At 52.0% G+C, this 24,335-nt stretch carries 18 protein-coding genes; 3 read left to right on the top strand and 15 right to left on the bottom strand.

All coding sequences use genetic code 11. From position 1 onward, the window contains the following. Position 1: 1 nt before the first annotated feature. Genes trpB through ACQ9LF_RS03050 form a run of 5 tightly spaced genes read right to left on the bottom strand, consistent with a single transcriptional unit; the run spans position 2 to position 5,120 of the window. On the bottom strand, positions 2-1,180 hold the full coding sequence (gene trpB / locus ACQ9LF_RS03070) for a tryptophan synthase subunit beta (protein WP_462487895.1): 1,179 nt from the start codon (positions 1,178-1,180) through the stop codon (positions 2-4). Next, positions 1,177-1,815, bottom strand: coding sequence for a phosphoribosylanthranilate isomerase (locus ACQ9LF_RS03065; protein WP_462487894.1), 639 nt, complete (start codon positions 1,813-1,815; stop codon positions 1,177-1,179). Before ACQ9LF_RS03065 ends, trpB begins: the two co-directional genes overlap by 4 nt. 22 nt (positions 1,816-1,837) lie before the next feature. Continuing rightward, entirely contained in the window at positions 1,838-2,854 is a 1,017-nt protein-coding gene (gene trpD, locus ACQ9LF_RS03060) for an anthranilate phosphoribosyltransferase (protein ID WP_462487893.1), read from the bottom strand. An 18-nt stretch (positions 2,855-2,872) separates the two neighbouring features. Then, positions 2,873-3,478 (bottom strand): anthranilate synthase component II, encoded by a 606-nt coding sequence (locus ACQ9LF_RS03055; RefSeq protein WP_462487892.1) that lies wholly within the window; start codon positions 3,476-3,478, stop codon positions 2,873-2,875. Between the two features lie 10 nt (positions 3,479-3,488). Then, positions 3,489-5,120 (bottom strand): anthranilate synthase component 1, encoded by a 1,632-nt coding sequence (locus ACQ9LF_RS03050; RefSeq protein WP_462487891.1) that lies wholly within the window; start codon positions 5,118-5,120, stop codon positions 3,489-3,491. Between the two features lie 461 nt (positions 5,121-5,581). Here ACQ9LF_RS03050 and ACQ9LF_RS03045 point away from each other — a divergent pair, with 461 nt between their 5' ends. From ACQ9LF_RS03045 to ACQ9LF_RS03035, 3 genes are all read left to right on the top strand, one after another. After that, on the top strand, positions 5,582-6,967 hold the full coding sequence (locus ACQ9LF_RS03045) for a sulfatase-like hydrolase/transferase (RefSeq protein WP_462487994.1): 1,386 nt from the start codon (positions 5,582-5,584) through the stop codon (positions 6,965-6,967). Between the two features lie 99 nt (positions 6,968-7,066). Then, positions 7,067-8,098, top strand: a complete 1,032-nt coding sequence (locus ACQ9LF_RS03040; RefSeq protein WP_462487890.1) for a 2-hydroxyacid dehydrogenase — start codon at positions 7,067-7,069, stop codon at positions 8,096-8,098. A gap of 118 nt (positions 8,099-8,216) precedes the next feature. After that, positions 8,217-10,574, top strand: coding sequence for a phosphoketolase family protein (locus tag ACQ9LF_RS03035; protein ID WP_462487889.1), 2,358 nt, complete (start codon positions 8,217-8,219; stop codon positions 10,572-10,574). 16 nt (positions 10,575-10,590) lie between these two features. Here ACQ9LF_RS03035 and ACQ9LF_RS03030 read toward each other — a convergent pair whose 3' ends face one another. From ACQ9LF_RS03030 to hydG, 10 genes are all read right to left on the bottom strand, one after another. Continuing rightward, positions 10,591-11,745 (bottom strand): SpoIIE family protein phosphatase, encoded by a 1,155-nt coding sequence (locus tag ACQ9LF_RS03030; protein WP_462487888.1) that lies wholly within the window; start codon positions 11,743-11,745, stop codon positions 10,591-10,593. Beyond that, positions 11,742-13,484, bottom strand: coding sequence for a [Fe-Fe] hydrogenase large subunit C-terminal domain-containing protein (locus ACQ9LF_RS03025; RefSeq protein ID WP_462487887.1), 1,743 nt, complete (start codon positions 13,482-13,484; stop codon positions 11,742-11,744). The genes ACQ9LF_RS03030 and ACQ9LF_RS03025 overlap by 4 nt, the downstream gene beginning before the upstream one ends. Positions 13,485-13,602: 118 nt before the next feature. Then, on the bottom strand, positions 13,603-15,621 hold the full coding sequence (locus ACQ9LF_RS03020; RefSeq protein WP_462487886.1) for a [FeFe] hydrogenase, group A: 2,019 nt from the start codon (positions 15,619-15,621) through the stop codon (positions 13,603-13,605). A 2-nt stretch (positions 15,622-15,623) separates the two neighbouring features. Further along, positions 15,624-17,519: an NADH-ubiquinone oxidoreductase-F iron-sulfur binding region domain-containing protein gene (locus ACQ9LF_RS03015; protein WP_462487885.1), complete on the bottom strand. Its 1,896-nt coding sequence runs from the start codon at positions 17,517-17,519 to the stop codon at positions 15,624-15,626. After that, positions 17,519-18,028 carry an NADH-quinone oxidoreductase subunit NuoE gene (nuoE, locus tag ACQ9LF_RS03010; protein WP_462487884.1) on the bottom strand — a complete coding sequence of 170 codons (510 nt, stop codon included), beginning with the start codon at positions 18,026-18,028 and terminating at the stop codon, positions 17,519-17,521. Before nuoE ends, ACQ9LF_RS03015 begins: the two co-directional genes overlap by 1 nt. 78 nt (positions 18,029-18,106) lie before the next feature. Then, the gene (locus tag ACQ9LF_RS03005) at positions 18,107-18,754 is read right to left on the bottom strand and encodes a redox-sensing transcriptional repressor Rex (protein ID WP_462487883.1); all 648 of its coding nucleotides are present in this window, start codon (positions 18,752-18,754) and stop codon (positions 18,107-18,109) included. A 203-nt stretch (positions 18,755-18,957) separates the two neighbouring features. After that, positions 18,958-20,010, bottom strand: coding sequence for a [FeFe] hydrogenase H-cluster radical SAM maturase HydE (gene hydE, locus ACQ9LF_RS03000; protein ID WP_462487882.1), 1,053 nt, complete (start codon positions 20,008-20,010; stop codon positions 18,958-18,960). Continuing rightward, complete coding sequence (hydF, locus tag ACQ9LF_RS02995; RefSeq protein ID WP_462487881.1) at positions 20,010-21,254, bottom strand: [FeFe] hydrogenase H-cluster maturation GTPase HydF; 1,245 nt, start codon at positions 21,252-21,254, stop codon at positions 20,010-20,012. The genes hydE and hydF overlap by 1 nt, the downstream gene beginning before the upstream one ends. Next, a complete protein-coding gene (locus ACQ9LF_RS02990; RefSeq protein WP_462487880.1) occupies positions 21,235-22,680 on the bottom strand; it encodes an aspartate ammonia-lyase in 1,446 nt (481 codons plus the stop codon). Before ACQ9LF_RS02990 ends, hydF begins: the two co-directional genes overlap by 20 nt. A gap of 1 nt (position 22,681) precedes the next feature. Then, entirely contained in the window at positions 22,682-24,076 is a 1,395-nt protein-coding gene (gene hydG, locus ACQ9LF_RS02985; protein WP_462487879.1) for a [FeFe] hydrogenase H-cluster radical SAM maturase HydG, read from the bottom strand. Positions 24,077-24,335: the final 259 nt, after the last annotated feature.

Genomic DNA, 24,335 nt, shown 5'->3' with positions numbered 1-24,335 from the left:
CTTATTTATTCAAAGGTCGATGTTGTTCCACGATACCGATGTCTTTATCGCCGCGGCCTGACAAATTTACGACGACGACGGTTTGGCTGGGGTATTTGCCTTTTTGTTCACTGACCCAGGCCAGGGCATGGGCGCTTTCCAGTGCCGGCAGAATACCCTCCAGACGTGTCAATAGGAAAAAGGCGTCCAGAACCTGTTCATCGGAGACATGGACATAGCGGGCACGCCCCATATCCTTAAGATAAGCGTGTTCGGGGCCGACGCCGGGGTAATCCAGGCCGGCGGAGATGCATTCGGTTTCGTGAATCTGGCCGTTTTCGTCCTGGAGCAGATAGGTTTTGGCTCCGTGAAGGACTCCCACTGTGCCTGTGCACAGGGTGGCACAATGATGGCCGGTCGAAATGCCTTTGCCGCCGCCCTCAACACCAATTAATTGAACCGTGTTGTCGGGGATGAAGCCGTTAAAGATGCCGATGGCATTGGAACCGCCGCCGACACAGGCTACGACCATGTCCGGCAATTTACCAATCTGATCAAGGCATTGCTGGCGGGCTTCCTTGCCGATGGGGGACTGAAAATGCTTGACAATGGTGGGGTAAGGATGAGGGCCTCCTGCCGTGCCGAACAGATAGAATGTATCCTCGACATGGGATGTCCAGTACCGCAGGGCGTCGTTGATGGCATCTTTGAGAGTGCAGGTTCCGCCGCGAACAGGGATCACTTCTGCTCCCAGCAGTTTCATTTTATGGACATTGAGGCTTTGCCGCTCGACATCAATAGCTCCCATGAAAATTTTGGTTTCCATGCCAAACAAGGCCCCGACGGTTGCGGTGGCCAGGCCGTGCTGGCCGGCACCGGTCTCGGCAATCAGCTTCTTTTTGCCCATATATTGAGCCAACAGCCCCTGGCCCAGGGTATTGTTAATCTTGTGTGCACCGCCATGCAGCAGGTCTTCGCGTTTGATGTACACCTGAAATCCCACATACTCGCTGAAGCGTCTGGCATAATACAGGGGGGAGGGTCTGCCGGCATAATTGGTATAGAGAGTATTCAGGTCGGCTACAAATTGCGGGTCGTTTTGAAATCGATCAAACGCCTGTTCGATTTCCTCCAGGGCCGGAATCAGCACTTCCGGCACATAAAAGCCTCCGAATTGGCCAAATCGTCCGTTGTGTTTCATGCTCGTACCTTCCAGCCTGTGGCCTGATGAATGTTGTCAAATAATTGTTTCATTTTGATATGATCTTTTTTGCCGGGAGCGGATTCTATGCCGCTGCAGACGTCGATGCAATAAATGCCTATCTGGATGGCCTGAACTGCATTGTCGGGATTGATTCCTCCGGCCAGAAATAATCTGCGATGCAGGTTTCCAATCAGCGACCAGTCAAACGGCTTGCCTGTCCCGCCATAGAGATTCTTATCATAAGAATCCAGCATAATCGCATCGACGGGATATTGATAGGCTCTCTGGATATCCTCAGCGGTTCTGACGCGGATGGCCTTAATCAGGCGGGCATTTGTCCAGGTCAATGAGCGGCAAAACTCCGGTGTTTCATCACCATGAAGCTGAATCCAGTTTAAGAAGCCTCCTTCGACAATCCGTTTTAATTCCGTGGGTGTGGGGTTGACAAATACTCCAACGGTGTCAATGGAGGTTGGTATTTTCTTGATAATTTGGATGGCCTGTTCATAGGGGATATAGCGAGGGCTTTTCTCGTAGAAATTAAAACCCAGCATATCCGCCCCCAGATCCACTGCCGCAAGAGCGTCCTCACTGTTGGTGATACCGCAGATTTTGACTTTGATTGATAACATAATGCCGCTGTCTCCTGAGTATTCAACTGTTGCTGATAGCAATTAATTGTTCCAGGCATTTGGCTGCCGACCCGCTGTGGATGGCTTGATCGGCCAGCTCGATACCTTCGGCAAAATCTTTTGCCAGACCTGCCACCATTATAGCCGCTGCGGCGTTTAATACCACAATATCTTTTCGCGGCCCGTTCTGGCAGCCGGTGATAATATCCCTCACGATGCGGGCGTTGGTTTCCGCTTCGCCGCCGATCAGGTCATTATAGTCAGCTCGGGGGATACCCAGATAAACCGGGTCAAGGCATTCATTGCGGAACTGTCCGTTTTCTAAGTGAATGATATTGCTGGGGCTCATCGTGCTGATTTCATCCAGCCCGCAACTATGAACCACGATGGCTCGCTTGACCCCCAAAACCTTCAGTGTCTCGGCGATGCGGGGCATCAAAGATTCATCCGAGACCCCCATGACCTGGGCGGTTGCCCCGGCCGGATTGGCCAGCGGGCCAAGGATATTAAAGGCTGTTCGAAAATCCAGAGATTGCCGCACCGGCTGGACGTGCTTCATGGCGGGGTGAAACTGAGGGGCAAACATAAAACCGATATGTGCCTGACGAATGCACTGTGCGACTTTTTCCGGCCCGGGAGCGATATTGACACCTAAGGCCGTCAGGACGTCGGCAGAGCCGCAGGTGCTGGTGATGGCACGATTGCCGTGTTTGGCAACATATACCCCCGCTCCGGCCGCCACCAGCGCGGCGGCTGTGGAGATGTTGAAGGTTTTCATCGCTGCACCGCCCGTGCCGCAGGTATCCACCAGATTATCCAGACCGGTTTCGACCTTGATGGCGTGATTTCGCAGGGAAGAAGCCAGCCCGGCCAGTTCACTGACGGCGGCTTTTTTGACCCGCATGGCCGCCAGAAAGGCTGCAATCTGCAGCTGAGGGACCTCGCCGGTGAAAATGATATCCAGCAGGGTTTGGGCCTGTTCAAAACTCAGGTCTTTTCCTTCCAGAATAATCTCGAGATATTCGGTAATCTTTTTCATCTTGGAGGCTCCGATAATTTATTGATTTGGTTTAAACGCTGAGGCAATCGCCAGCATGTTTTCGATAATGCGTCCACCGGTTGGAGTTAAAATGCTTTCCGGGTGAAACTGGACACCATAAATCGGCAGTGTTTTATGATTGGCTCCCATGATAATTCCCTCGAATTCTGCGGTGGTTTCCAAACAGTCCGGCATTTTTACCGCAGCAAGACTGTGATAGCGTCCAACCTGCAGGGGATTTTCAAGGCCCTCAAAAAGCCCACGCCCATTGTGGGTGATGCGCGACGGTTTGCCGTGCATCACTTCACGGGCATGGCTGATGACACCGCCGAAATACTGGACAATGGCCTGATGACCGAGGCAGACACCCAAAATAGGCAAATGTCCCTTGAAGGCGTCAATTGCTGCCAGTGTTACTCCGGCAGTGTCGGGGTTACCCGGTCCTGGCGACAAGACCAGCAATTGAGCTCCAAACTCCTGCGCGGCCTTCTTGAGTTCTTCCAGCGGCGTATCGGCCCGATAGACTTTGGTCGGACAGTGTCGCTTCGCGAATTCATCCACCAGATTATAGGTGAACGAATCAAAGTTATCGATAAACAGGACTCGAACAGTTGGTTTTTCCATTGGGATTTCCTTATTGTTTGTGCGGTTTTGCGATGTCTTCGACGGCACTGCGAATGGCCTTCAGACATGAGCCGGCTTTGTGAACGGTCTCTTCATATTCGGTTTTGGGGACGCTGTCATGAACGATTCCTGCACCGGCCCGGATATAGGCCTTGTGGTCGCGTATCTGCATACTGCGTATCGTGATGCAACTGTCAAACTGGCCATCCACAGTCAGATACATGACGGCGCCGCCATAATAGCCCCGTTTGGTATGTTCCAGATTGCGAATGATTTTCATGGCTTCGATTTTCGGCGCCCCCGTCAGGGTTCCCATATTCATAGTGGCCAGATAGGCGCTGAGGGCGTCGAGGTCTTTGCGGAGAATCCCGCGCACATTACTGACCAAGTGCATCACAGATTCGTATTTTTCCACCGTCAGCATCTCGTTGACGGCCCGACTGCCGGGGTTGGAAACGCGGGCGATATCATTGCGGGCCAGATCGACCAGCATCATATGTTCGGCCAGTTCCTTGCGATCCAGTTTCAGCTCGGCTTCATACCGCATATCCATATCGGGATCGATTTTGTTGTTTACCCGACCGCGGGGTTTGGTGCCGGCAATCGGGCGGATTTCCACGACGCGTTCTGATGAACCACTGACTCGCAGATTCAATTCCGGGCTGGCTCCCATCAGTACGGTATTGTCCGTATTCAGATAAAACATATAAGGAGACGGATTGAGCTTTCGGAGCTTGCGATAGACATCCAGCGCCTCGGCAGGGCAGGGTTCAATATGCGTCCGACTCAGAACCACCTGAAAGATATCGCCATCCAGAATGTGCTGTTTGGCCTGGAGCACCATGTTTTCATAATCTTGCTGCGGGGTGTCGGTAGCGGGACCGGGCAGGGGGACAGTGCAAGGCCTGGGCTGCGGCATTTCCTTGTGTATTTTATTGGTATAGAAATCAAAGGTATCCATGGCTTCCTGATATATCTGGTCCCGGTCGCCATCGGTGACTACGGCGTTAACGACAACAAAACCCTGTCCTTTTTTATGGTCCATCAGGAAGATGTTGTCGGCAAAATACAGCTCGTAATCGGGGTTTTCGAGGATATCACAGCGGCTTGCCGGCAGTTTTTCAAATTGATCGATAAAATCATAGCTCAAGGCCCCCAGCAGCCCGCAGGTGATGCGGAAAGGTTTGCTGGCCAGCTCGAAAGCAAATGCTACGGCTCGAATGACGTCCATCTGATTAGTGCTTTTCAGACGACTTTGTTCATCGAGGGTTTGCTGTGGCAGACTAAATGATCCGACAATCCGATCCTGTTCGTAGGAGACCCTGTCGCAAAAGGAGAAGCGTCTTGGGTTTGAAGCCAGATATCTCAAAATACGCTTCCCGGCAGGAGTTAATGCTTCGATCCGAAAGTGGGTACCTTTGCCGGTTAAGTAAAGGGCGGGCTGTGCTGTTGCAAAGGTTAATTCACCTGCTCCACTTCCGGACAAATAATCTCTTGATTCAAACAGGCAGCATGGTTTACGCCGGCCATAATCAGTCAGCCGGGCAAAGTATTCTACCGGACATCGGATGTCGATTTCACGCACAATGGGGATGATTTGTCCCGGCCGGGCCTGGTGAATGCGTTTTTGTAATTCGTTCATAATCAAGACCTTGTGAGTAATGTCAATTGTGTATTAATAAAAAAAGACCTGAATGCTATTTTCGAGCCTTCAGGTCGTTATTTCGTGTTATAGACTATAGAAACCTCGGATCCTGTCGGCCTATCCAACAGGGCGCCACCAACCAAAAGATACGATCTTATTTGTATTGTTTCTATTCATAGAAACAACTATACATCAATTTGTATTTCAGGTCAATCCCAAAAATATTTTTTTGTGTAAAAAATTGCGGTCTCCAGTCAAATATGCATAATGGATGTATAGAGCCTCATTGGCCATTTCGTTAGGTATAGCGGGAAGAGATATTCACCTTAAGCTGATTTTGCTCATAGAATAATCCTGTCTGTGAGGCAGAGAAAGGACATTGCGATCTCGTGTATTCCAGAAGAGAATTTATGAAATGGATGGGAACTGCTGTTGCGGCAGTGGGCGGTGGTGTCAGCATGCTGCGGGCTGACGAACCGAAGGTGGTCCAACCGAATATTGTTGTTGTGTTTATTGATGACATGGGATGGGGGGATCTGTCCTGTTTTGGGGGGCGGGACGTTACGACTGAAAATATTGATCGTCTTGCGAGCGAGGGGATTCGTTTCGAACAGTTTTATGTGAATTCCCCGATCTGTTCGCCTTCCCGAGTGGCTATCTCCACCGGGCAATATCCGCAGCGCTGGCGCATCGGTTCTTACCTGAGTGACCGTGCAGAAAATGAGAAACGCGGCATCGCCCATTGGCTCGACCCCGCCGCACCGATGCTGGCGCGTTTTCTGAAGGAAGCCGGTTATGCCACGGGCCATTTCGGCAAATGGCACATGGGCGGCCAGCGTGATATTGGTGAGGCTCCGCTCATCAGCCAATATGGTTTCGATGAGTCGCTGACCAACTTCGAGGGGCTTGGTCCCCGTGTTCTGCCGCTATGCGACTCTTATGACGGCAAAGGTCCCCGGAAATATGCCCTTGGCTCCGATACTCTTGGACGCGGCCCCATCACCTGGCAGGACCGCTCCAAAGTGACCGAATCGTTTGTTGCGGCTGCGATTCACTTTATCGAAAAAGCCCGCGCCCACAAGAAGCCCTTTTACATCAATCTCTGGCCTGATGACGTTCATTCTCCCTTCTTTCCACCCGAGGACATGCGGGGGGACGGCAAGAAGCGGACGCTCTACAACAGCGTTCTGGATACCATGGACCGACAGCTTGGCGTTCTGTTCGACACCATTCGTCGGGACGAGGACCTGCGGAACAATACCCTCATCGTCTTCTGCTCGGATAACGGACCAGAGCAGGGGGCCGGTATCGCCGGACCGCTGCGGGGCCTGAAGGCCATGCTGTATGAAGGAGGGATTCGCTCGCCGCTGATTGTGTGGGGACCGGGGCTGATTGAGTCAAGACAGGCAGGGACGGTCAACCGACACTCTTTTCTGGCGGCCATCGACCTGGTTCCGTCTCTGCTGGCGATTGCCGGGGTTAAGGTGCCGCAGGATGTTCAGTTTGATGGGCAGCCGCTGGAGGATGTGCTGACGGGCCGATCAAATCGCTCACGTCAGGGGCCGTTGTTTTTCCGCCGGCCTCCAGATCGGGATGCAATCTTCGGAATCGATGACCTCCCTGATCTTGCAGTGCGTGAGGGCGAATGGAAGCTGCTTTGTGAGTATGACGGGTCAAACGCTCAGCTATACAATCTTGCTGCTGATCCCGCCGAACGGCGGAACCTCGCATCTGAGTATCCTGAACGGGTCGAGCGACTGACCCAGGCGGTGATTCAATGGCATCGGTCTATGCCGCCGGATCGCGGTGCAACTTACGGAAAAAAGAATAAAGAAAAACCGTAATCCGCTGTCAAGTCAGATACGCAAAGCTATTTACCAGTCCGATCGCTGTCAGCAAGAACAAATAGCATTATCAAACGTATCAACAGCAGAGGTGCAGCAATGAAGATCGCATTATACAGCAATAAACCCTATACACAGCGATATTTCGAGATGGCCAATAAAGCTTTCGGCCATGAAATAATCTATTTGGAACAGCGGCTGGGACCTGATACGGTAGAACTTGCCAAGGGCTGTCAGGTTGTCTGCGTGTTTGTCAATGATGTTCTGGATGCTGTGGTATTGACCCGCCTGGCGGAGCTGGGAGTTCGGCTGATTGCCCTGCGATGTGCCGGATTCAATAACGTGGAACTGGATACGGCTGAGAAACTGGGACTTTCGGTGGTCCGCGTTCCTGCCTATTCGCCTTATGCTGTGGCCGAGCACACGATTGCCCTGATGCTGGCGCTGAATCGTCGGACGCATAAGGCCCATGCACGGGTTCGTGAGGGTAATTTTTCACTGGAGGGCCTGCTGGGTTTTGATATGTACCAGACGCCGGTGGGCATTATCGGCACGGGTAAAATCGGCGCTCTTGTGGCCCGGATACTGCATGGCTTCGGGTGCGATTTATACGCCTATGATGTTCATCCGAATCCGGACTGTCTGAAACTGGGTGTCAGGTATGTATCGCTGGATGAATTGTACAGGACGTGCCGGATTATTACCCTGCACTGCCCGCTGACCCCGCAGACATATCATCTGATCAATGCCGAGTCTATCGGTAAAATGCAGGATTGTGTGATGCTGATTAATACCAGCAGAGGAGCACTGATCGATACCAAAGCCGTCATCGAGGGACTCAAAACCGAACGGATTGGCTATCTTGGCCTGGATGTCTATGAGGAAGAAGGCGATTTATTCTTTGAGGATTTGTCCAACCAGATTATTCAGGATGATGTCTTTGCTCGGTTATTGATGTTTCCCAATGTCATCATTACCGGGCATCAGGCCTTTTTCACCCATAATGCCCTGACTGCGATTGCTGAAACGACGCTGTCCAATATTAGTGAATTCGAGCAGGGCCGCTGCCAGAATGCCGTTCTATGCCAGAACATGGTTTCCCACAAAAAATGCGGTCGTCAGTCGCATTAAATCCTGATTGCAGCAATCAGAAGGGTGATTTTTTTCTTGTACTGCTCTCAAACAGGGTCTAATATGGATTGCTGGAATTGCAGCATAACCAGTTTCAGGAGCATGGAAAGGAGTCTATATGGCCACGGCATTAACGGCAGCAGAACAAAAACGACTGGATGCATACTGGCGTGCGGCAAATTATCTGTCCGTCGGACAGATTTACCTATATGATAATCCCTTACTCAAAAAGCCGCTGTCTATCAAGCATATCAAGCCTCGTCTGCTTGGGCATTGGGGTACGACGCCGGGGTTGAATTTCATCTATGTCCACCTGAATCGGATTATAGACAAATACGACCTGAATATGATTTATATTGCAGGCCCCGGCCACGGCGGTCCGGCCTTGGTTGCCAATACGTATCTGGAGGGTACGTATACAGAATTTTACCCGGCCGTGACGCAGGATGAACAGGGGATGAAAAAGCTCTTTAAGCAGTTTTCGTTCCCCGGCGGCATCCCCAGCCACGTCGCCCCGGAAACACCCGGCTCCATTCACGAGGGGGGAGAGCTTGGGTATGCCATTTCTCATGCCTACGGGGCGGTGTTTGATAATCCGGACCTGATTGCCGCCTGTGTGGTCGGTGATGGGGAAGCCGAAACCGGGCCGCTGGCGGCTTCCTGGCATTCCAATAAATTCCTCAATCCTGCCCGCGACGGGGCTGTCCTGCCGATTTTGCATTTGAATGGCTATAAGATTAATAATCCCACGCTGCTGGCCCGGATCAGCAAGCAGGAATTGCAGGAACTGTTCAGGGGGTACGGCTATAAGCCTTATTTTGTCGAGGGTTCCGACCCGAAAAAACTTCACCCGCTAATGGCCGAAACACTTGACAAGATAATTGCTGAAATCCGCCGAATACAGACCGACGCCCGCAGTAAGAAAGGGATTAAACGTCCTCTGTGGCCGATGATTATTTTCCGTACCCCCAAAGGCTGGACTGGCCCGCGTCTGGTGGATGGAAAGCCCGTCGAGGGGACCTGGCGATCGCATCAGGTGCCATTTTCAGAACTGGCGGAGAAAAAATCTCACATTCGCCTGTTAGAAAAATGGATGAAAAGCTATAAGCCCAGGGAATTATTTGATGCCGAGGGCCGGTTTAAGCCTGAACTGGCGGCATTGGCTCCCAAAGGGGCAAGGCGGATGGGGGCCAATCCCCACGCCAACGGCGGAGTCCTGCTCAAAGACCTCAAGATGCCGGACTTTAAGGCGTATGCTGTCAAAGTACCCAGACCCGGCAACGTTACCGCTGAAGCCACACGGGTTATGGGTGCCTTTGTTCGGGATATCATGAAAAATAACCCCGACAATTTCCGATTGTTTGGGCCGGATGAGACCGCCTCCAACCGTCTCGGGGCGGCTTTTGAAGTGACGGATAAGACCTGGGTGGCCGACCAGCTTCCAACCGATGAACATTTAGGTCCTGACGGACGGGTGATGGAAATTCTCAGCGAACACACCTGCCAGGGCTGGCTGGAAGGGTATCTTCTGACCGGAAGACATGGGCTGTTCTCCTGTTACGAAGCCTTTATCCACCTGGTGGATTCCATGTTCAACCAGCATGCCAAGTGGCTTAAGGTTACGCGCAGCCAGATTCCGTGGCGGCGTTCTATTGCCTCGCTGAATTATCTGCTGACCTCGCATGTTTGGCGGCAGGATCACAATGGTTTCAGTCATCAGGACCCTGGTTTTATTGATCACGTGGTCAACAAAAAGGCTGATATTGTCCGAGTCTATCTGCCGCCGGATGCCAATACACTATTGTCGGTTACAGACCATTGCCTTCGCAGCCGCAATTATGTCAATGTGATTGTTGCAGGCAAGCAACCGGCTTTGCAGTATCTGGATATGGATGCGGCGATCAAGCACTGTACCGCCGGGATCGGCATCTGGGAATGGGCCAGTAACGACCGGGGCGGCGAGCCGGATGTGGTTCTGGCCTGTGCCGGAGATATTCCAACCCTTGAAATCCTGGCGGCTGCGTCAATTTTGCGAAAACAACTTCCGGAGTTGCGTGTTCGAGTCATCAATGTGGTTGACCTGATGACCCTCCAGCAGAAAGAGGAGCATCCCCATGGGCTTTCAGACAAACAATTCGACGCCCTGTTTACGGTCGATAAGCCAATCATCTTTGCCTATCATGGTTATCCATGGCTGATTCATCGGCTGACCTATCGCCGTACCAATCACGACAATCTGCATGTGCGGGGATATAAGGAAGAAGGGACCACCACCACGCCATTTGATATGGTCGTCTTGAATGATCTCGACCGGTATCATCTGGTGATGGATGTGATTGATCGCGTGCCCGGCCTGGCAGTCAAGGCCGCTTATCTACGCCAGCAGATGCGGGATAAGCGCATTGAGCATAAGCATTACATCTATGAACATGGCGAAGATATGCCTGAAATACGCAACTGGACATGGCCATTTTAAAGGCTGCGGCACTGTTTTAAAAAGGATGGATGACGACCAGTTTGCCTTTAGCCCGGAGTTTATCAGCCAGGATAGGGACAATCTTTTCGCGGGTTAGAATGCCTTTCTGGCAGAAGGTAATGCCGCCGGAGCCGGGATTTTTCCGGTTGCCCATCAAAAACTCGATGCGGTCTGCATCCATGAGGAGGTCATACAGTTCGGTCACAGAATTGGTCTCTTCAAATTTCGGCTCTGCGATATCCAAGATGTTGCAAAGCTGATTTAAAGTGACCGCTCCTTCTGTTGCCAGATCAATCCCTTCCATATAATATCGCGGGGGAGCGACCAGACTGGATGGCATGTCTTCCATTTCCAGAGTTTTATTTCCTTCGCGGGCAACAACTGCAGCGGTCGTTGCGCCGCAGACCACCTTGGCACCTGCGGATTGCAGAAAACGTCGAACGACGGCTGCATCTTTGGCCGGCTCCGAAGGGGGGCCGGTCAGAATAGTCACTGTCCGTCCGGGCCGGCATCGGGCATAAATCACCGTGGCGTCATCGTGCGACTGGCCGCCGGATAAATCACAGGCTTTCTCAAGAATCCTGTCACAGTACTCCGCCGCAGGGGTGTGATCGGCAATCAGACGACTCAGATAATCGGCAACCCGTTCGCTGCCCCAGCCGCCGATCAATTCTCTGCCTAAACCCGCCTGGCTGATACCGTCGCTAAAGAGTACGATTCCTTCTCCGGCAATCAGATAACAGCTATATTCGTGGGCTATCGCTCCTTCCATGAGGAACGGTTTTTGCGGCAGGACCGTGGCGATTCCCTGCCCGACCAAAACAGGAGCCGGGGCTTCATAAGCCAGAACCGTGGTCTGGCCATCATTCAGAATGCGAGCCGCACTGATCGCACAATACGGCATTTGCGGGTCCTTCCATTGTTCCAGCGTCTTGACGACAATCTGAAACGCCTGACGAAAGGAAAATCCGTTATCCAGTAATCCCTTGAACGTGGAAGTGCACAGTGTGGCTGCAATATGGGCCGAGGAGCCGGAGCCGACCCCATCGCACAGCAGGATTGTGGTCGCTTCTTCAGTGCGCCATTGCAGGATGGCATCGCCGCAAACATCATCAAAACGCTTGGGCATCTGCCGGGACAAAATGTCGATATGCAGGTATCCGGATTTCATTGTTCGGGTGCCAGCGGTTTCCGCGGAGGATTCTTTTCCTGGGCCATCTGCATCAGATTGTCCACCAGCCGTTGTCCCTGAGCGGAACTTTCACCCAGGAACTGAGCAATCCGGCGGGCCATATCAATCTGGTGGCTTAACAGGTTCTGAGCCTGCTGAAGTGTCTGGCTGCGCAGCTCGTCGAGCTGTTTACGTTCAGCCAGACTTTGTGTCATATCCACAAAGATCCCGACATATTGCTTTTCCTGCGGCAGGGCGTACACAATCTGGTGACAGACCAAACCGTATTTTTTATGTTCAATGAGGGCTTGCAGTCGCTCTTTCTGACCGCTGGCTACTTTTTCAAAGGTATCCGGGTCAATCAGTGTTGAGATATGCTTGCCGCATAAAGCCGTTGAACACATGAACATTCGTCGAAACGAGGGGTTCATGTTCAGGATGTTGAGATGTTCATCCAGAATAACAATCCCGTTGGGGCTGGTGTCGATAATCTTATCGGTTTTCTGCTCAGCCAGTCGTCGCATAAAGGGAATGCACATCTCCGGCTCGGCCATCTGGCGAAAGACAGCAATGGCCTGCTGACGGCAAGTCGAGTACCCGCATGCTCCGCAATTCAACTGGTCGGAAGGATCCTTTTTGCCGCTCATTTCCAGAATAATCCGGATGACTTCCTCGTTAATTGGTTCCTCAGCCACGGGATTGAGTCGATATGGCTTTTCGGTAATGCCCGCAGGAATCGCTTCGATGGATTCCACGCCGGGCAAATTGGCCGCATAGTCCAGCACGGCTTTGCGACGCTGGAATACCGGTAGTGTCTGTTGAGGCACGGCCGGGCCGTTAATACAGCCCTGTCGGCAAAACAGCGGTTCGACCAGAACATGCTGTCCCTTCCCGTCTCCGCAGGAGGCGATCCATTCCCGGATTTCCTCGACACCGCTCATGGCCAGGGTGTTCTCGGCCAGCATATCGGTGTTCTCCGAAGCTGTTTTCAATGCTCCCCCGGCCAGGGCAAACAATCTTGCCCATCCGGCGGGCTGCTGATCAAACGGACTTTCTTCCAGATTGGCCAGATTGAGATGGTCTGATTCAAACCATTCTTCCAATTCCTGAAACGTTAGTACTGCATCTATGGGTTTGTCCGGATAGCGGTCTGCCTCGGCCTTTTTGGCCACACAGGGACCGATGAAAACCACCCTGGTCCCCGGCCCCAGTTGAATCTTGAGCATACGGCCGTGGGCAATCATCGGTGAAACCACCTGTGCCAGATTAGCGGCCAGTTGCGGCTGCAGCCGTTCGATAAACCCCACCACAGCAGGGCAGGCCGTACTGATGCAGGCTCCCTGCTGGCACTGCTCAAAATACTGGCGTGTCGCCTGAGCAACCGGATACGCTCCGACGGAGGTTTCCGCGACAAATGCAAATCCAAGTTTGCGCAGAGCACTGGGCAGACGCTTCTGCTGCCAGGGCTGGAAAAAGGCAGCAAACGACGGGGCAATTGTTACGGCCACCGGTCCGCCTTGATGCAGTAAATCCCGAACCATTTCCACATCGTTGCGATAAACCTTGGCTTTTTGAGGACATTCTCGAATGCAGGTCCCGCAGCAGATGCATTTTTGCGGGTCGACATACGCCTGCCCATCACGGATCCCGATGGCGTGGACCGGACAGATGCGAATGCACCGGTAGCAGTCCCGACATCGGGCTTTATTCGTAAACACGACTTGATTGGGCGTCTGCATGGTTCGAGTTCCTTAACTAATTCAACTTGTAATGTCCCATTTCGTCGCGGCTAAGACCAGCAGCTTCAACCTCTTGTTTTTTTGTTCGCGGTATACTCAAACCGATTGAGTATCAACATCAGGCACGGACATTTAACTGGTTATCAATCTCCCGGGTTGCTGTTTTCAGGTCGCATTTATGCAGAATCGTATCGCCGATTTTGACCGTGGGTCCTTTAGTGCATGCCTCAAAGCAGAATGTCGCCTTGATGTGCAGCTTATCATCGATGCCTTTGGTACGGGCGGTATCCAGCAGTTGCGTCAACAGCGTCTGAGAGCCGCGGAGGTAGCAGCCGGTTCCCACGCAGACCGATACATTCAGCTTGCCGTCACCATTGCCTTCCGACAGGTTGATGGCACTGCCGCACAGCCGTTTGCGGCTGTTGTATTCAGTATGCAGGATCTCATGAGCCTTATGGCTGCCGGGTTTTTCCAGAGTCGTCTGGTAGCACTGCTGAATATAGGGGTTATCCTGCGACTTATGAAGCTGGAGAGTCTTATCGGCTTCATAAAGGCCTTTGGCACGCTGCAGGATGACCTCGCTGCCTTCACAGACCGGCTGGCCGGCCCCGGCAACGCATCCACCCGGACAGGCCATCACTTCAATTAAATCATAATCACAATTGCCGGCCTTGACCTGATCGGCAATCTTGCGGGCATTGGACAGGCTGTGTACAATCGCCAGTTTCAGATAAATGTCCCCGATTCGCAACGTCTTGCTGAGGATACCGGTGTTGCCGCGGACCTCGGTGAAATCAGGATTTTCCAGCCGTGTCCCGGTCAGCTTCTCATAGGCATATCGCAAGACCGCTTCACTGACACCTCCGGTGGTGCCGAAAATCACGCCGGCACCGGTCTTAAAGCCCATCGGCATATCGAGCGATTCGGGAGTCAGTTTATGGAATTGAATACCGGCCTGCTTAATCATCTTGCCCAGTTCCTGGGTCGTCAGGACCGCATCTACATCGGCACCGGCCGGACCACGAAATTCAGGACGTTTGGCCTCGAATTTCTTGGCCGTACAGGGCATAATCGATACCACATACAGTTGTTCCGGCTTGATCTTTAATTGGTCCGGCAAAGTGGTCTTGGCTAATGAACCGAACATCTGCTGCGGGCTGCGGCAGCTCGACAGATTCGGAAGCAGTTCGGGATAATACTGCTCGGCATACTTGACCCAGCCTGGGCAGCAGGAGGTAAACAGCGGCAGCTTCTTGCCCAGAGTTTTACGTTCTATAAATTCTGTCGCTTCTTCCAGCACCGTCAAGTCGGCGGCAAAGCTTGTATCATACACTTTGTCAAAGCCGATTTTTTTCAGAGCAGCGACAATGCGCCCGGTCGTAGCCACGCCGGGTTCCAGTCCGAACATCTCGCCGAGGGCCACACGCACCGCCGGGGCAATCTGAGCCACGACAGTCACATTCGGGTCATTAACGGCTTTCCAAACCTCCTCAATTTCGCTCTTGGGAACAATCGCACCGGTGGGGCAGACGCTGGCACAAAGGCCGCAGTTGACGCAATCAACCTGCCCCAGGTCTTTATTGAACGCCGGAGCGACGACGGTGTTGGCACCGCGGCCGGCAAAGTCAATTGCACCTATACCCTGAATTTCGCTGCAAGCCCGGACGCAGTCGCCGCAGAGAATGCATTTATTCGGATCACGTACCAGCGAGGGGCTGGAGGTATCGGCCTGCATATGTTTGGGAATGGACGGGAATCGCACCTCCGTCACACCCATCTGCCGGGCTAGTTCCTGCAGCTTGCAGGCGTCGGATTTATCACAGGTGGTACAGCTCTGGTGGTGGTTGGCCAGCAGCAGTTCCAGAAACACCCGCCGCATCTTGCGAAGCTGGTCGGTATGTGTGCGAACCACCATGCCGGGAGTCGGCACTGTGCTGCACGAGGTGACCACGCCCATGCCGTCAATTTCCACGATGCACAACCGGCAGGCGCCATAAACGCTTAATTTTGAATGATAGCAGAACGTCGGCAGTTCAATGCCTGTTGATCGAATCAGCTCCAGCAGATTCTTTTGCCCGTTGATCGCAACCGGCTGACCGTTCAGAAGGATCTGTTCATTGGTTCCATTGGTATTCATGATTATACTCCAGCAACCGCGTTAAACTTGCAGGCCTGGGCACAGGCGCCGCAGCGTATGCATTTATCCGCGTCAATTTTATGAGGTTGTTTCCGTTCGCCTGTGATTGCCCCGACAGGACACTTCTTGGCACATAATCCGCAGCCTTTGCACAATTCGGCTACAATTTCCGGCATCGCCAGCGCCTTGCACGCACCGGCAGGGCAGCGTTTCTGGAAAATATGCGCTTCGTATTCATGCCGGAAATAATTCAGCGTGCTCAATACCGGGTTGGGGGCCGTTTTGCCCAGCCCGCACAGCGAGCCTTTCTGGACGGCTTCGGCCAGCGTCTGGAGGGTGTCCAGGGTCTTGGCAGTGCCCTTGCCTTCCATAATTTGTTCCAGCAGCAGCAGCATCTGCTTGGTGCCTTCCCGACAGGGGATGCATTTGCCGCACGATTCATTCTGTGTAAACCGCATGAAAAAGTGAGCGATCTGCACCATGCAGGTCTTGTTATTCATCACCACCAGACCGCCGGAACCTACCATGGCCCCGATCTTTTTGACCGTGTCGAAATCCAGAGGATAATCCAGGTGCTCTTTAGTCAGACACCCGCCGGATGGTCCGCCAATCTGAACGGCCTTGAAGGCATCCGGGTCGATTTCGCCGGTGGCATCCGTGACGCCGCCGCCAATATCAAACACGATTTGCCGCAGTGTCGATCCAAACGGAACCTCAATCAGTCCCGTATTGGCCACATGGCCGGTCAGGGCAAAGGTTTTGGTCCCCGGTGAGCCTTGCGTGCCGCACTCACGATACCAGCCTGGCCCGTTGGTGATGATCAACGGGACACAGGCCAGGGTTTCTACGTTGTTAATCACGGTGGGTTTGCCCCACAATCCAGATTGTGCCGGGAACGGGGGTTTGGGACGCGGCATTCCGCGCTGGCCTTCAATCGAGGCCATCAAAGCAGTCTCTTCGCCGCAGACAAATGCACCGGCACCTTCCATGACCTCACAGTCAAAGGCCATGCCGCTGCCGAATACATCTGCTCCCAGGATGCCCAAAGCCCGTGCATCCTCCACAGCCTTGCGTACCCGTTCCACAGCCAGCGGGTATTCCGCACGAACATATACATATGCAAAGTCCGCTTCGATTGCACGACCGGCAATCATAATGCCTTCCAGTACCCGGTGTGGATTGCCTTCCATTAGACTGCGATCCATAAAAGCACCCGGATCGCCTTCGTCTCCATTGCAAACGACATATTTCCTGTCGGATTTCTGCTGCAGGGTCAGTGCCCACTTTTTCCCTGTGGGAAAACCGCCGCCGCCGCGTCCTCGCAAGCCCGACGCCGTAATTTCTTCGCAGACCTGCTGGGCCGTCATCTTGGTATAAGCCCGGCGAGCCGCCTGATAGCCGCCTTGGGCGATATATTCCCGGATATCCTCCGGATCAATGTGGCCGCAATCACCCAGCTCGATGCGTTTTTGCTGGGCATAGAAAGGGATCTCTTTTTGCGTATGACAGACCTGGCCATGTGCCGGATCCACATACAGCAGCCGTTCGACCTTGCTTTTATCAATGAGTGTGGTCTTGATGATTTCGGCTGCATCCTCAACCTTGACTTTCACATAAAGGATACCTTCCGGTTCAATCGTGACCAGCGGGCCCATCTGGCAGAATCCCTGGCAGCCGCTCTTGCTCAGATGAATCTGGCCTTCATTGCATTCCTCCAGTGCCACAACTGCGGTCAGTCCGTTGGCTTGGACTTCTTTTTTCAGGGCTTCAAATACTTTCAATGAGCCATTCGCGACACAACCGGTACCCGCACAGATGATGATACGATGCTGGATGGGCTTGGCCGCCTTGTCATAACCCTCTTTAATCTGTTCCAGGTTTTGCATATCAGTAAGCATTAGTTTCGTTCCTTTTTGATGATTTCATCGACAATGGCCACCGCCGCTTCGGGGGTGACCTGGCCGTGCACTTCTTCATTGACTGTCATTACCGGGGCCAGTCCGCAGGCTCCCAGGCATGACACCGGCTGAACCGTGAACAGCATGTCTGTTGTCGTATTATTTTCCGCTGTAACATTCAGTTTTTTGAACAAGGCGTCTTTAATCTTGCCCGAGCCTTTGACATGGCAGGCTGTACCCTCACAGATATGAATGACATACTTGCCTTTGGGTTTGAGGGCAAAATTGGCATAGAAGCTGGCGACCCCGTACACCTTGGCAGGGGACACACCCAGCGAGGTTGCGATAAATGCCATCACTTCTTCAGGTAAATACCGGTATTCTTTCTGGACTTCCTGCAGAATTGGAATCAGCCGTGATGGATTATGCTGATGTTTGTCAAGAATTCGGCATACTTTTTCAAACCGCCGAACCTGCTCCTGCTGAGCATTACAACACGATGAACACATGATTATCCCTTTCTATCTATAGACGCTGACCGTTGTCAGCTATCATTCGTATTCAGATTCAGAATATATACCTGTATGTTATTTGTTAGCTGCCTTTAATTTGCTGGATAAGACCGCCAGACTGGCCGCCAGATCAACCTGTTCCACGATGGTATTATCACTCACACTGAGTTTTACCGGCGTGAAATTCCATATTGCGTGAATGCCGGCCTTTATCAGCATATCGGCAACCGGCTGAGCCACTTTACCCGGGACTGTCAGAATGCCGATTTGAATATGCATCCGCTCCGTCAGAGAAGAAAGCAATTCGATATCAAACACGGGTTTGCCGTGAATTTTCATTCCGATAATTTCAGGGTTAGAATCAAACGCGGCAACGATATTCAGGCCATAACGGGCAAACCCATCATATCCCAGCAAGGCTTGTCCCAGATTGCCGGCCCCGACAAGAATCGCATCCCGCATATTGTCCCACCCCAGCAGGCGTTCAATGGCACCGATAAGTTCGCGGACATTAAATCCGACCGCAGGCTGACCAGTAACCCCAATCCCGGCCAAATCCTTGCGAACCTGGATTTGTTCCAGACCGAGGCGGTCTGCAATCAGGGTGCTGCTGACGTGCTCACTAGATGACTCAATCTCTTTGAGAATAGTCATATACAGTGGTAAGCGTCGCACCGTTGGAACAGATACACTGGTTAACTCTTTCAATGTTTGGTTCTCCATCTATGAGTATATGTTATCGATACCATTATATCGATAAATATATATCATTTCTTGAAAGATGTCAACCTTAATTTTGTGAAAAAAATCACTATATTTAAAATAATAATATAAATAATTAATATACATATTATTTAATGTGTTATATATCACAATAAATTGTGTTGGTGTTATAAAAGCTTAGTTTTCTGAATTGAGAATCAAGGCTATTTGGGTCTTATATGTCTTCCGCCTGGCCCAGTTCCAACGGTTCTGCCAATAGAAGCAATTCGACTCCGCAGACAGCCATTGCATTGCTCCGCTGTCTCATTAATGCAGGCTTTTCCAGGATAAATCTCATATTTTTCACGGTATTGCACCGGAGTCAGGTTCGGCATCACAACATTGGCTCCCCGCATTAGCCCTAATTCCCGTCCGCTTTCCTTATTGATGGTTGCAAGGGCGGTGGTGCTGGGGATATTGGCATCCGGACGGACAAGCCGCGTCAGGGCGACTACCTTATAGGTCATTAATTCCGTGTTCGGAACCTGTTGGGCTGGATCAATATCAAAATGGATTTCACCTCGTCCCAAAGGCGTATTCGGACTGGGAATAAAGGGCCCCACCCCTATCATGTCCAAATCCATCGTACTAAATATCTGGATATCTCGGGCCAGGATTGCATATGTCTGGCCGGGAATACCAATCATCACGCCGCTGCCAGCCTCGTACCCCAGTTCCTGAAGCTGCCGCAGGATTTCAAATCGATCGGATTTTTTCCCCGGCAGCGAGGGGTGAATTAATTCATATAAATGCGAATCGGAGGTCTCAAATCGCAGCAGGTAACGATCTGCCCCGGCCTGTTTCCAGAGTTTCAATTCGTCGTAGGGTCTTTCACCCAGGCTCAGCGTTACAGCCAGCGGCGTTTGTGTTTTGATTTCTCGAATCACTTCAGCCAGCCAGTCGGCGGTGATCCCATAATCTTCACCGGCCTGCATGACCACAGTGCCATAGCCCAGCCGCACGGCCTTCATCGCACACTCTAAAATCTCCTCCCGCGTCATCCGATAGCGTTCGATGGTTCGATTGCCTGCAGCCAGCCCGCAATAGGCGCACCTGCGCACACAGTGATTGGAAATTTCAATCAGGCCGCGCAGATGTACCTCGTCGCCAACTGTGGCTTTGCGTACTTGATCCGCTCGTGCCCAGAGCGTCTCAAGGGCCTTTTCGCTGGTTTCTCTAAGCCAGTGTTCTATTTCATGCAGAGTGATCGGTTCCATTATGACGCTTGTTCTTTCTGTTTGAATTGGCGATATACTTCACGTGCCGCCGGGAATGGCTCCAGAGCACGCTCAAAAATACCAAGGCTGTAGGCTATGACCAGCCCATAATTCGTAATCGGCACACCCGCCTTGCGGCATTCCAGCAGTCGCGAGAGCATCTGGCGCCGATTCCACATGCAGGCGCCGCAGTGAATAATCAGTTTATACTTGCTGATATCCTCCGGCCAGTCCCGTCCGGCCAAAATCGTAAAATCGAGCTTGCCGCCGACATAATGTGTCAGCCATCGCGGAATTTTCACACGACCGATATCTTCTCCAATTGGATGATGGCTGCAAGCCTCGGCAATCAGAACCGGATCACCTGCTTTCAGGTTATCGACTGCCATCGCTCCGAGTGTCTGTGTTACAAGGTCGCCTTTGAAGCGGGCAAACAAAATCGAAAAGCTGGTCATCAAGACCTCTTTGGGGGTATCTGCGGCAACCTTCAAAAACGCCTGCGAATCGGTCACTACCAGCTTTGGCGGTTCTCTCAGTTTATCAATTGCCGCTCGCAATTCCCGTTCTTTAACGACCATACAGCAGGCATCTCCGTCCAGTAAATCTCGTATCGTCTGGACCTGCGGAAGAATCAGTCTGCCCTTGGGGGCCTCTTTATCAATCGGAACAACCAGAATCGCCGTCTGTCCGGGTCCGACCAGGTCGGCCGCTATTGCTGGATTTTCAACAAACTCGGCAGGGGCATTATCCAGCAGAGCCTGTCGCAATTCAGTCAGCCCTCGTTTTTCTTTGGCGCTGACTAAGACTGTCGGCACCTTGTTATTGTGTAAAGCATCGATAATCTGCTGTTCCGGGCGAACCTGGTCAATCTTATTGAACAGGGCAATATAAGGGATTTTCAGTTCGGCAAGCTGGCTGGCAATAGCCTCTTCAAAGCCCCCCCACAAGCCATCGCTGACGATCACTGCCAAATCAGTCCGTTCAAAAACCTTGCGTGTCCGGGCAATGCGCAGTTGACCCAGCGCTCCCTCATCATCCACCCCGGCCGTATCAATAAACACCACCGGCCCCAGCGGCAGCAGTTCCATCGGCTTTTCCACCGGGTCAGTGGTTGTTCCCGCATGTTCGGATACAATCGACACATCCTGTCCAACAATGGCATTGAGCAGGCTGGATTTGCCGACATTGCGTCTGCCGAATAGCCCAATATGAAGACGTAAACTTTTAGGTGTTGTCTGATCCATGGTTTTTAGGTTTTGTTTTCTTTTTGGGGTGGCCTAACCGACAGACGGCCTCGGGGCTGATTATGGCCTCAAATTCCTGCTCTGTCAGCAGGTGCTGTTCTGTTACAAGCTGACGAATGGATTTCCCGGTCGTTTCTGATTCTTTGGCAATTCGGGCACAGATATCGTACCCGAGCTCAGGCAGCAGGGCAGTAACCACTGCCGTGGCATTTTCCACATATTGCCTGCATTGCTCGTGATTGGCCTTGATGCCTTCTACGCAATATTTTCGTAATATATTGCTGGCTACCGTCAGCAATTCAATACTTTCCAGCAAATTCGCTGCAATCACCGGCAAAAAGGCATTCAACTCAAGGGTGCCAGCCGAAGCGGCATGGGCAATCACGACATCGTTGCCCAGGACCTGCATTGCTGCCTGGCTGACTGATTCGGGAATTACCGGATTGACCTTGCCGGGCATAATGGATGAGCCGGCCTGTCGCGGCGGCAGGGTGATTTCTCGCAGTCCCCCCGCAGGTCCGCTGGACAATAGCCGCAAATCCCCGCTGATTTTTAACAGGGAACTGGCGCAGGCCTTTAGGATCCCCGACACCTCCACAAATACATCTGCATTTTGTGTGGCATCAATCAGGTTTTCGGCCCTGGCCAGTCCCAGACCAGTCAAATCTCGCAAGGTTTCTGTCACACGGAAAATATAGTCACGCGGTGCCGATAGTCCCGAACCGATCGCCGTTCCGCCCAGATTCACAACCCGCAGCCGTTCAACACATTTATAAACACGCCAGCGGTCTCGGTTGATCGCTTCTGCATACGCTGACATTTCCCGCCCGAGGGTGGTCAGTACGGCATCCTGGTATTCCGTTCGTCCGATTTTGACCACATTGGCAAACTCTTTTTCTTTGGCCTGAAATGTTTCCTGCAGGGCAACCAGAACTTTTTCAAGTTGCTGGATCGATTGAATTGCTGCGACACGCAACGCTGTCGGAAACGTATCATTGGTCGATTGATAGCGATTGATATCTTCCAGCGGATGAACGCGGTCATAGCTGCCCAGCGGCAGATTCAGGATTTGCAGTGCCCGGTTAGCCAGGACTTCGTTGACATTCATATTCAGGCTCGTTCCTGCTCCACCCTGGAACAAATCCACCCGGATATGTTCATCAAGCAAACCCGCAGCCATCTGGGCACAGGCTCGTACCATTGCGTCGCCTTTGGCAGGCTCGTCGGCCCATTCACCAAGCTCAAGGCAGGTCTGGATACAGGCCTGCTTGACTACCCCATAGGCACGAATAAATCCAGACGGTACCGGCCGGGACGAGTAGGGGAAATTCTCCATTGCCCGTACGGTATGAATTCCGTACAGTACCTCTGCCGGGATGTCCATTCGCCCCAGCGAATCCTGTTCTGATCGATATCTCTGGGCCATGTCAGCAATAGACGTCCCGCTTGCCGGATCGAACCGCTTCGAGCATTTTTGTGCTGCGCATTCTGGGTTTGTCATCCATGCTGTTTAAGGTTTTTTCGATCAATTTCAACCCGGCCTGCCTGGTGGCTTCCGATGCGTAGTCCTGCAAGTATTCCAAAAAGGTTGATAGGGCGTTTGGGTCGCAGTGTTCTTTGATCAAGCCCGGCTTGGCCATATCCATAAAGTCCTGTCCGGTCCTGCCGAGGCGATAGCATCCTGTACAAAAAGAGGGAATATAGCCTAATTCTGTAATGTCCCGAATGACCTCATCCAGCCCACGGTGGTCACCCAGCGAAAATTGTGCCTCATCCAGCACATCCTTGCCCTCAACATAACCGCCGGGATTGGTGCGGGAGCCTGCCGATATTTGAGATACACCCAGGGCAAAGGTTTCACGCCGCATATTTGGATTTTCGCGGGTGGACATAATAATGCCCGTATAGGGTACTGCCAGCCGCAGAATGGCAACAATCTTGCGAAACTCGACATCTTCGACCGGTTTTGGCGGGTGACTGGCCATGTCCGACCCCGTGGCCGGCTCAAGTCGCGGTACGCTGATGGTGTGCGGGCCAACGCCAAATTTGGCTTCCAGATGATGGATATGCTGCATCAGGGCCAGGAGTTCATAACGCCAGTCGCACAGACCAAACAAGACACCAATCCCTACGTCATCGATGCCTGCCTCCATCGCACGGTCCATCGCAGACACTCGCCAGTCATAATCGACTTTCTTTCCACCTAAATGTACACTCTTATAGGTCTGTCGATGATAAGTCTCCTGAAACAATTGATAGGTTCCAATCTTGGCCGCTTTGAGCTGCTTAAATTCTTCCAGGGTCAACGGGGCCACATTTACATTGACCCGGCGGATTTCACCCGGCCCGACTTTGACAGAGTAAATCGTCTCAATCGACTTCAAAACATACGAAAAACCTTCTTTGGGATAACTTTCTCCGGCCACCAGAAGGACACGTTTGTGACCTTGTTTGACCAGTTCTTCGACTTCCCTGTAAATTTCAGGCTGGGTCAGGGCTCTTCTTTTAATCTCTTTATTTCGAGCTCTGAATGCACAATATAAACACTCGTTGCTGCAGAGGTTGGAAATATATAAAGGAGCAAACAATACCAGACGACGTCCATAAATGGTTTCTTTGACCTTCTTGGCTGCATCAAACAGTTTGGCCAGCAATTCCGGATCACTGATGGTTGAAAGTATCGCGATATCCGGCAAATCTAACCCCTTCATTTCCAATGCTTTAGATATAACATCTTCGACTGCCGCCCGGTCTTTGCGAACCGCATGGCTGAGCGTCTGTTCAATCACTGAATCCTGAATAAAATCCGACTGTCCGTTCATTTTTATCTCCAAAAATCACATCATCAAAAACACAGAAAGAGCAGGTCGCAAATCAGATATAGCTCTTTGCCTGCTCTTATTATCTATCAAAACAGATGAAAATCCACCCATCTTTTCATATTTTACGCCATATTATAAAAGGCTGTTCAAATTAATGCAACAAATATCACCAATAATATTCTTTTTCGGAGCAATAAATGGATTTGTTGTTATATAATGTGAATAGTGGAACAATAATGCATGTATATTAAAAACCATA

Source organism: Anaeroglomus insulsum, from assembly GCF_050689095.1.
In the GTDB taxonomy this organism is placed as follows: domain Bacteria; phylum Planctomycetota; class Phycisphaerae; order Sedimentisphaerales; family Anaerohalosphaeraceae; genus Anaeroglomus; species Anaeroglomus insulsum.
The sequence above is the reverse complement of the archived record's forward strand: the minus strand, read 5'-3'. Positions and strand labels throughout refer to the sequence as shown.

Bases quoted from the DNA above. Each gene is read 5' to 3' on its own strand.
- ACQ9LF_RS03035 (WP_462487889.1), top strand. From the start codon at position 8,217: ATGGCCACGGCATTAACGGCAGCAGAACAAAAACGACTGGATGCATAC.
- ACQ9LF_RS02990 (WP_462487880.1), bottom strand. From the start codon at position 22,680: ATGGCCCAGAGATATCGATCAGAACAGGATTCGCTGGGGCGAATGGAC.
- ACQ9LF_RS03015 (WP_462487885.1), bottom strand. From the start codon at position 17,519: ATGCTTACTGATATGCAAAACCTGGAACAGATTAAAGAGGGTTATGAC.
- ACQ9LF_RS03005 (WP_462487883.1), bottom strand. From the start codon at position 18,754: ATGGAGAACCAAACATTGAAAGAGTTAACCAGTGTATCTGTTCCAACG.
- hydG (WP_462487879.1), bottom strand. From the start codon at position 24,076: ATGAACGGACAGTCGGATTTTATTCAGGATTCAGTGATTGAACAGACG.
- hydE (WP_462487882.1), bottom strand. From the start codon at position 20,010: ATGGAACCGATCACTCTGCATGAAATAGAACACTGGCTTAGAGAAACC.
- ACQ9LF_RS03050 (WP_462487891.1), bottom strand. From the start codon at position 5,120: ATGAACGAATTACAAAAACGCATTCACCAGGCCCGGCCGGGACAAATC.
- ACQ9LF_RS03020 (WP_462487886.1), bottom strand. From the start codon at position 15,621: ATGAATACCAATGGAACCAATGAACAGATCCTTCTGAACGGTCAGCCG.
- ACQ9LF_RS03055 (WP_462487892.1), bottom strand. From the start codon at position 3,478: ATGGAAAAACCAACTGTTCGAGTCCTGTTTATCGATAACTTTGATTCG.
- ACQ9LF_RS03040 (WP_462487890.1), top strand. From the start codon at position 7,067: ATGAAGATCGCATTATACAGCAATAAACCCTATACACAGCGATATTTC.
- hydF (WP_462487881.1), bottom strand. From the start codon at position 21,254: ATGGATCAGACAACACCTAAAAGTTTACGTCTTCATATTGGGCTATTC.
- ACQ9LF_RS03025 (WP_462487887.1), bottom strand. From the start codon at position 13,484: ATGCAGACGCCCAATCAAGTCGTGTTTACGAATAAAGCCCGATGTCGG.
- nuoE (WP_462487884.1), bottom strand. From the start codon at position 18,028: ATGTGTTCATCGTGTTGTAATGCTCAGCAGGAGCAGGTTCGGCGGTTT.
- trpB (WP_462487895.1), bottom strand. From the start codon at position 1,180: ATGAAACACAACGGACGATTTGGCCAATTCGGAGGCTTTTATGTGCCG.
- ACQ9LF_RS03045 (WP_462487994.1), top strand. From the start codon at position 5,582: ATGCTGCGGGCTGACGAACCGAAGGTGGTCCAACCGAATATTGTTGTT.
- ACQ9LF_RS03030 (WP_462487888.1), bottom strand. From the start codon at position 11,745: ATGAAATCCGGATACCTGCATATCGACATTTTGTCCCGGCAGATGCCC.
- trpD (WP_462487893.1), bottom strand. From the start codon at position 2,854: ATGAAAAAGATTACCGAATATCTCGAGATTATTCTGGAAGGAAAAGAC.
- ACQ9LF_RS03065 (WP_462487894.1), bottom strand. From the start codon at position 1,815: ATGTTATCAATCAAAGTCAAAATCTGCGGTATCACCAACAGTGAGGAC.